The following is a 7768-nucleotide window of genomic DNA, read 5'->3' on the forward strand; positions in this document are numbered from 1 at the left end:
CCGCGAGGCGGACGATCGCCGCGCGCCCCTCGCGCAGCGCGTCCAGCGCCTTCTCCGCCGTCCGCGCCGCCCCGGCCCGCTCGTACGCCTCCAGGGCCGTCCGGTACTCCCGCAGGGTGGCCTCGGTGACGCCGGGAGGGGCCGCGTCGAAGTCCAGCGCCGCGACCTCCTCCCCGAAGGAGGTGACGGACTCCCTCACGGGGAAGGGGATTTCAGCGGTCGCGGAGGCGCGGGCCATCCTCCCGCGCAGTCCCACGAGGACCCCGCCCACCAGGACTCCGACCACGAAGCTCACGACATAACCGAGCACGCCCGGCATCATCGCACGCGCGTACGTACGAATCCGGGGGCGCGGTGCGGGACGCGGTGCCGGACGGGGCGCGTCGCGGGCGGCCTTGCCCGGCGCGGCTCAGCGCAGCCGGGTCAGCAGCAGCCGTCCGCCCTCGTGGACGCCGCCGCCGACCGCGAGCACGCGACCGTCCGCGTAGCGCAGCGGCTCCCGTACGTCCTCGGGGGCGATGCCGTAGTGCCGGGTGAGGGTGCTGTGGCCGTGCACGAGCGTGGTGCCGCCGAGCGCGCCGAGGAGACGGGCGGCGGCGGCCGGTCCTTCCGCGCCCCGGAAGGAGCCGCGCGCCCGCATCCGGTCGGTGAACTCCCGCCACACGCCCGCGTCCTGGGAGGCGAGCGCGGCGGAGACGGCCGCGTTGACCGCTTCGACGCCCGCGCCGAACTCCAGGTACCGCACGGTGTCGGAGTGCACGAGCAGGTGCCCCGCGACCAGGGCGGCGGCAGGCAGGCGGGTGATCCACTCGACGTGCGCGGGGGCGAGCCGCCGCAGGTCGTGCTCGCGCCCGCCGTGCCGCAGCCATCCGCCCAGGAAGCCGTCCGGCTCCTCCAGCCCGGGGACGGGCGCGGTCCCGAAGCGGTACGCGGAGAGCAGCCGTACCTCGTGGTTGCCGAGCAGCGCCCCGACGAACCCGCCGACGGCCGCCGCCTCGGCGGTGAGCCTGCGGACGTCCTCGATGACACCGATCCCGTCCGGCCCCCGGTCCACGTAGTCGCCGAGCAGCCACAGCCGGACCGCGCCCCCGGCCCACCGCCCGGCCCGGTCCACGAGCCCCGCCCCGAGAAGGACCGCGCGGAACTCGTCCCGATGACCGTGGACATCGGAGAGGACGAACAGCGGTGACGGGCCGGGGGACGCCGGTCCGGCGGGCGGCGGGGTGGCAGGCGGCGGCATGGAGCGGGCCGCCAGCAGCGCGGCCACCCCTGCGGCCGGGATTGTCCGGGCGCCGTGCCCGCCCCGGCACGCACGCGGCGCCGTCGGAGGGGCGCGAACCGGACGACGGCGTACGGTTCCTGGCCCGCCGCCTCGGCGCGACGGGCTGACGGCGGGGGTGGGGTCCGACCACCGTACGGGCCCCTCCCCCGCCGCCGCTCAGCCGAACTGACCGGGCTGGTAGTCGCCCGCCGGCTGGCGGGTCAGGACGTTGAGGCGGTTGAAGGCGTTGATGATCGCGATGAGGGCGACGAGGCCGCCGAGCTGCCGCTCGTCGTAGTGCTTCGCGGCCTTGTCCCACACGTCGTCCGGGACGCCGCCCGCGCCGTCGGCGATGCGGGTGCCCTCCTCGGCGAGCGCGAGCGCCGCGCGCTCGGCCTCCGTGAAGACGGTCGCCTCGCGCCACACGGCGACGAGATGGAGGCGCGTCGGCGTCTCCCCGGCGGCGAGGGCGTCCTTCGTGTGCATGTCCGTGCAGAACCCGCAGCCGTTGATCTGGCTGGCCCTGATCTTCACCAGCTCCCCCGTCGCGGCGGGCAGCCCGCTCTCGTCGATGACGGGCCCGGTCCTGGCGAGCAGCCCGACGACCTTCCCGGCCACCGGGTCCGCGAACACATTGAGTCGCGCGTCCATGTCGTGCTCCCTGATCCTCGTACGTATCGCGTTCTCACCCCTGTGACCGGACAGCGCGGTGAAACGCGACAACGAGCGCGGAACTCGCGGGCGGAACGCGACGACGCGCGGGAGCGGGCGGGGGTGGCGGGACCCCACCGCCCCGCCCGCGCCGCCCCGCCCGCCGCCGCTACGCGTCCCCGCCGAAGCCGTACGCCTTCGCGATCAGTTCGTAGGAGCGGCGGCGGGCCTCGCCGCCGTGGGCGTTCGCCGTGAGCATCAGTTCGTCCGCGCCGGTCCGCTTCTGGAGGGCGTCGAGACCCTCGCGGACCGCGTCCGGGGTGCCGTGGACGATGTTCGAGAGCCAGCCGTTCACGAACTCCTCCTCCATCGGGCCCCACGCGTGGGACTCCGCCTCCTCGGGCGTCGGGACGAGGCCCGGGCGGCCGGTGCGCAGGCGGAGCATACTGAGCGCGCCCGTCATGACCTGGCGGCGCGCCTCGCGCTCGTCGTCGGCGGCGAGCGCCGCGACGCCGATCAGGGCGTACGGCTTGTCGAGGACCGCCGAGGGGCGGAAGTTCTCGCGGTAGAGGTCGAGCGCCGGGATCGTGTTCTGCGCGGCGAAGTGGTGCGCGAAGGCGAAGGGCAGGCCGAGCATCGCGGCGAGCTGGGCGCTGAAACCGGAGGAGCCCAGGAGCCACAGCGGCGGCCGGTGCGGGGACTGCACGCCGCCGGGCGAGGTGGACTGGACGGGGCCGGGGACCGCGTGGATACGGCGGTAGGGGTGGCCGTCGGGGAAGTCGTCGTCCAGGAAACGGGCCAGCTCGGCGACCTGCGCGGGGAAGTCGTCGGCGCCCTCGCCGGGGCGCTCGGTGCGGCGCAGCGCCTGCGCGGTCGCTCCGTCGGTGCCCGGGGCTCGGCCGAGGCCGAGGTCCACGCGGCCCGGGGCGTACGCCTCCAGCGTGCCGAACTGCTCGGCGATGACGAGCGGCGCGTGGTTGGGCAGCATGACGCCGCCCGAGCCGAGGCGGATGCGCTCGGTGTGCGCGGCGAGGTGCGAGAGGATCACGGCCGGGGACGAGGACGCGATCCCGGGCATCGAGTGGTGCTCGGCGACCCAGTAGCGGTGGTAGCCGAGCCGCTCGGCGGTCCGCGCGATCTCCACCCCGGTGGCCAGGGCCTCGCTCGCGGTGTGCCCGGCACCGACGGTGACCAGGTCGAGTACGGAGAGCGGTACGGGGGCGCTCCCCCGCGCTTTGCCTCGGATCTCGTCCACGTCGTCCACCGGTCGTGCCTCCAGGTCGTGCGGGTACTGCGGATACTCCGCCCCACAACAGGAGGGCCCCGCCGGTTATTCCCGTGCGGCCCCGCGCCGCTCACCCCAGGACGGGCGGCTGCACGGTGAAGAGCGTCCCGAGCGCGGGTTCGCGCACGCGCCGCTCCGCGAGCCGCAGCGCCTCCCACACGCTCACCTGGTTCGCGGTGAGGACGGGGCGCCCGGCGGCCAGCTCCAGTCGCGGGAGGTACGCGGCGGTGCGCAGCGCCGTGCAGGCGAGCAGGACGCCGTCCGGGCCGGGCTCCGCCGCCTCCCGTACGAGTTCCGCCTGCGCCTCGGCGTCCCAGGCGGCGGCCTCGGCGGGGCTCGCGGGGCCGCCGGCGACGGCCCCTGCGACCTCGAAACCGGCGGCGCGCAGGTAGGCGGCGAGCGTCTCGGTCCTGGTCCCGTCGTACGGCGTCGCGAGGGAGACGCGTTTCATGCCGAGTTCGCGCGCGGCGTTGACGAAGGCGGTGGCGGTGCCGGATGCCGGGGCCCCCGCGTCCTTCGCGAGCCGGTCGGCCTGCCGGAGTGACTCCTCGGGGCCGCCGGCCGCGCTGCCGAGCGTCGAGGCCCAGACGACGGCCTCGGCGCCCGAGAGCCGCAGGTCCTCGGCGGCCTTCCCGGCGAGCGCGTCGCCCGGCCAGCCCGCCTCGCCGCCGCTCGCCGGGACGTGCGCGAGCGCGAGGCGGATGTCGCTCGCGAGCGTCTGCTCGATGCGCGGGTAGTCGTCCTCCGCCGCGTGGCCGGGATAGAGAAAGCCGAGTGCCGTCACGTCACTGCTCCCTTGAGTACGGGGTACGGGTCGGGTACGGGCCCGGAAGGCGCGCCGCCGCACGTCCCGCGCCCTGCCTGTGTGCGTCTGCCCGCTCACCACCCGCCACACCCGCCCGTACCGGACTTTTCCGGCCTCCTCCCCAGGGTCGCGCGGACGGGGACGGCCCGCACGGCGAGCCGCGCGGGGGGCTCGCACGGGGATAGCTCCTCAAATCCCCCTTGTATGACAACAGGAAGGTCACCCTCAGGCCACCATCGCATCACAGCCGTCAGGGCATCCGCATAGTTCTGGCCGCCCGGGAAGGCGACCCCCTCGTATCCATGCGCTGTATCCATGCGCTGTACGACGCGGAGGTAGCACACCATGGCCGAGTTTCCCCATCTGTCCCGCCGGGGCTTCCTGACCCGCACGGCGGCGGTCGGAGGCGCCCTGACGGTGTCCGGTTTCCTCGCCGCGTGCAGCAAGACCGACTCGGGCGGCTCGGGGGGCGAGACGGGCATCGGGAAGCTCAAGAAGCAGGGCTTCGTGAAGGTCGCCTACGCCAACGAGGCGCCGTACGGATACAAGGAGGACGACAAGCTCAAGGGCGAGGCCCCGACGCTGCACGCCGAGATATTCAAGGCCCTCGGGGTGCCGGAACTGCGGCCCACCTTCACCGAGTTCGACGGGCTGATCCCCGGCCTCCAGGCCGGTAAGTACGACGTGATCAGCGCGGGCATGGCGATCACCCCGGAGCGCTGCGAGAACGCCCTGTTCTCCGAGCCGGAGTTCATCTCGCCGACCGCGATGCTCGTCAAGAAGGGCAACCCGAAGAAGCTCACCGACCTCGCCTCGGCGAAGGCCGCGGGGGCGACGCTCGGCGTCATGTCCGGTGCGGTGGAGAAGAGTTACGTCGAGGGCGCGGGCATCTCCGGCGGCAAGGTCAAGTCGCTCCAGAAGCAGCAGGACGGTGCCGACGCGGTGAAGACCGGGCGCGTGGACGCCTTCGTGCTCACCGGGATCTCGCTGCGCTGGCTCGTCAGGAACAACCCCGGCCTGGAGGTCACCGAGCCGTTCGTGCCCGAACTCGACGGCAAGAAGCAGTACTCGCCGGGCGGCGCGGTCTTCCGCAAGGGCAGCGAGGAACTGCGGGAGGCCTTCAACAAGGAGCTCAAGAAGATCACTTCGGACGAGGCGGAGTTCGTGCGGCTGCTCAAGCCCTACGGTTTCAGCGCGAGCGAGGTGCCCCCGGCGAACCTGCGGACGGCGACGCTGTGCAAGGCGTGAGCTTCCCCGTACCGACCCCGGGCGCCGGCCAGGAGCGGCGGCGCGCGGCCCGGACAAAGGCCCTGATCCATGGGTGACTTCTTCTCGTACTTCTTCGACCACTTCGACCAGGTCGGTTCGGGGCTGTGGCTGACGGTGCAGGCCACCGTCTACGGCGCGCTCCTCGCCTTCGTGCTCTCTTTCGCCTTCGGCTTCATGGGGCGCAGCGGGTACACGGTCGTGCGCGGCCTCTCGCGGGTGATCGTGGAGTTCTTCCGCGGCACCTCGCTCTACATCCAGTTGTTCTGGCTGTACTACGCGCTGCCGCCGCTGACCGGCTACGAACTCAGCGCGCTGTTCTGCGGTGTGGTCGCCTTCGGCCTCAACTACGGGGCGTACGGCTCCGAGGTGGTGCGCGGCGCGCTCAACGCCGTGCCCCGCGCCCAGTTCGAGGCGGCGGTCGCGCTCAACCTGAGCCCGTTCCAGCGGATGCGGCGGGTCATCCTGCCGCAGGCGTGGGTGCAGATGATCCCCTCGCTGACCTCGCTGCTGATCATGCTGCTCAAGGCGACGCCGCTCCTGTGGCTCATCTCGGCCGCCGACCTGACGCAGGTCGTGCAGGCGATGCGGGACCGCACCGGGGCCACGGTCCCGGCGTATCTGACGCTGCTCGTCATGTACTTCGTCCTCGCCTACCTCCTGACGCTCGCCATGAACGCGCTGGAGCGCTCCGCGAAGACGCGGCTCGGCCAGCGTGAAGAGGCGAAGGGCCTCTTCCGCTCGCGCAGCGCCGCGCCCGCCACCACCACGAGCACCGGGGGTGTCGCGTGACCCAGGAATGGAAGTGGGACATCTGGGGGGACGTCTTCCCGATCCTCCTCGACGGCTTCTGGATCACGCTGCTCGCGACCGTCCTCGGCTCGCTGCTCGCCGCCGTGCTGGGCCTGCTCGTCGCGATGGCGAACCGGGGCCCGGCCTGGCTGCGCATCCCGGTGCGGGCCGTCACCGAGTTCATCCGCTCGACCCCGCTGCTCGTGCAACTCGTGGGCGTGTTCGCGCTGTTCAGCACGGTGGACCCGCTCACGATCGGCATCGTCGTGCTCGGCGTGCACTACAGCACGTACATGAGCGAGGCGTACCGCGCGGGCATCGACGCGGTGCCGAAGGGGCAGTGGGAGGCCGCTCGCGCGCTCTCGCTGTCGCCCGGGCGCACCTGGCGGGCCGTGATCCTGCCGCAGGCGGTCCGCAACGTCCTCCCGGCGCTCGGCAACTACGCGATCGCCATGTTCAAGGAGACGCCCCTGCTCGCCGCGATCACGGTCGGCGAGATGGTGTACGAGGCGCGCGAGTACGCCTCGGAGCACTTCGTCTACGCGGAGGTCTTCACCCTCGCCGGACTGATCTTCCTGGTGGCGAGCTACCCGACGTCGCTGCTGATGAGAAAGCTGGAGAACCGCCTTGGCCACTGAACCCGCGCAGCCGACCGACAAGCAGCCGACACCCGCCGGGACCGGCGAGGCGCAGCCGACACCCGCCGGACCGGCCGACGCGCAGGGGGTTCCCGCCCCGCGCGTCGCACCGGGCCCGCTCGACAAGGCCGCCACCGGGACCGTCGAGAACGCGAAGCCCGATGGTGCCGAGCTGATCCGTTTCGACAAGGTCGTCAAGCGTTTCGGCGAGAACACCGTCCTGGACCACCTCGACTTCTCCGTCCGCAAGGGGGAGCACGTCACGCTCATCGGGCCCTCCGGCTCGGGCAAGACGACGATCCTGCGGCTCCTGATGACCCTGGAGCAGGTGACCGACGGCGTGGTGTGGGTCGGCGGGGAGCCGCTGAGCCACGAGCGCAAGGCGGACGGCTCGCTGCGGCCCGCCTCCGAGAAGTACCAGCGCCAGGCGCGCAAGAAGATCGGCATGGTCTTCCAGCAGTTCAACCTGTTCCCGAACATGAACGTGCTGCGGAACATCACCGAGGCGCCCGTCACGGCGCTCGGCGTCCCGAAGCCGGAGGCCGAGGCGCGCGCCCGCGAACTGCTCGACCTCGTGGGGCTCGGCGACAAGGCCGACACGCACCCCACCCAGCTCTCCGGGGGCCAGCAGCAGCGCGTCGCGATCGCCCGCGCGCTCGCGATGAAGCCGGAGATCCTGCTCCTGGACGAGGTCACCTCGGCCCTGGACCCGGAGCTGGTGGCGGGCGTCCTCGACGTCCTGCGGGACATCGCGCGCACGACCGACATCACGCTGCTGTGCGTGACCCACGAGATGAGCTTCGCCCGGGACATCTCCGACCGGGTCCTCATGTTCGACGCGGGCCGCATCGTCGAATCGGGCCCGCCGGCGCAGATCTTCGGCGAGCCGCGGGAGGAACGGACGCGGGAGTTCCTGCGCGCGGTGCTCTGAGCGCCGTGCTCTGAGCGCCGTGCTCTGAGCGCCGTGCTCTGAGCGCCGTGCTCTGAGCGCCGTGCTCTGAGCGCCGTGCGATTCTCCGGGCACCGGGCCCGGCGCGCCGTGCTCCGAGCGCCACCGGGAGGGGGTTCGC

8 protein-coding genes and 1 pseudogene are annotated in these 7768 nt (G+C 72.9%); 4 read left to right on the forward strand and 5 right to left on the reverse strand.

Going from position 1 to position 7768, the window contains the following annotated elements:
- The 5 genes and pseudogenes from SSBG_RS09140 to SSBG_RS09160 all read right to left on the reverse strand — a co-directional run.
- Positions 1–310: pseudogene (locus tag SSBG_RS09140) on the reverse strand (hypothetical protein); the annotation flags it as partial.
- 99 nt (positions 311–409) lie between these two features.
- Positions 410–1267 (reverse strand): metallophosphoesterase, encoded by an 858-nt coding sequence (locus SSBG_RS09145; RefSeq protein WP_008745895.1) that lies wholly within the window; start codon positions 1265–1267, stop codon positions 410–412.
- A gap of 171 nt (positions 1268–1438) precedes the next feature.
- A complete protein-coding gene (locus SSBG_RS09150; protein ID WP_008745896.1) occupies positions 1439–1912 on the reverse strand; it encodes a carboxymuconolactone decarboxylase family protein in 474 nt (157 codons plus the stop codon).
- A gap of 169 nt (positions 1913–2081) precedes the next feature.
- Complete coding sequence (locus tag SSBG_RS09155) at positions 2082–3176, reverse strand: LLM class flavin-dependent oxidoreductase (RefSeq protein ID WP_037869312.1); 1095 nt, start codon at positions 3174–3176, stop codon at positions 2082–2084.
- A gap of 91 nt (positions 3177–3267) precedes the next feature.
- Complete coding sequence (locus SSBG_RS09160) at positions 3268–3981, reverse strand: maleate cis-trans isomerase family protein (protein WP_008745898.1); 714 nt, start codon at positions 3979–3981, stop codon at positions 3268–3270.
- 366 nt (positions 3982–4347) lie between these two features.
- Between SSBG_RS09160 and ehuB the strand changes: the two genes are divergently transcribed.
- From ehuB to ehuA, 4 genes are all read left to right on the forward strand, one after another.
- The gene (gene ehuB, locus SSBG_RS09170) at positions 4348–5250 is read left to right on the forward strand and encodes an ectoine/hydroxyectoine ABC transporter substrate-binding protein EhuB (RefSeq protein ID WP_008745899.1); all 903 of its coding nucleotides are present in this window, start codon (positions 4348–4350) and stop codon (positions 5248–5250) included.
- 69 nt (positions 5251–5319) lie between these two features.
- Positions 5320–6060, forward strand: coding sequence for an ectoine/hydroxyectoine ABC transporter permease subunit EhuC (ehuC, locus tag SSBG_RS09175; RefSeq protein WP_008745900.1), 741 nt, complete (start codon positions 5320–5322; stop codon positions 6058–6060).
- Positions 6057–6698: an ectoine/hydroxyectoine ABC transporter permease subunit EhuD gene (gene ehuD / locus SSBG_RS09180; protein ID WP_008745901.1), complete on the forward strand. Its 642-nt coding sequence runs from the start codon at positions 6057–6059 to the stop codon at positions 6696–6698. Before ehuC ends, ehuD begins: the two co-directional genes overlap by 4 nt.
- The gene (ehuA, locus tag SSBG_RS09185; RefSeq protein ID WP_008745902.1) at positions 6688–7629 is read left to right on the forward strand and encodes an ectoine/hydroxyectoine ABC transporter ATP-binding protein EhuA; all 942 of its coding nucleotides are present in this window, start codon (positions 6688–6690) and stop codon (positions 7627–7629) included. The genes ehuD and ehuA overlap by 11 nt, the downstream gene beginning before the upstream one ends.
- Positions 7630–7768 lie beyond the last annotated feature (139 nt).

Origin of the sequence: Streptomyces sp. SPB074, from assembly GCF_000154905.1 — a bacterium.
Classification (GTDB): domain Bacteria; phylum Actinomycetota; class Actinomycetes; order Streptomycetales; family Streptomycetaceae; genus Streptomyces.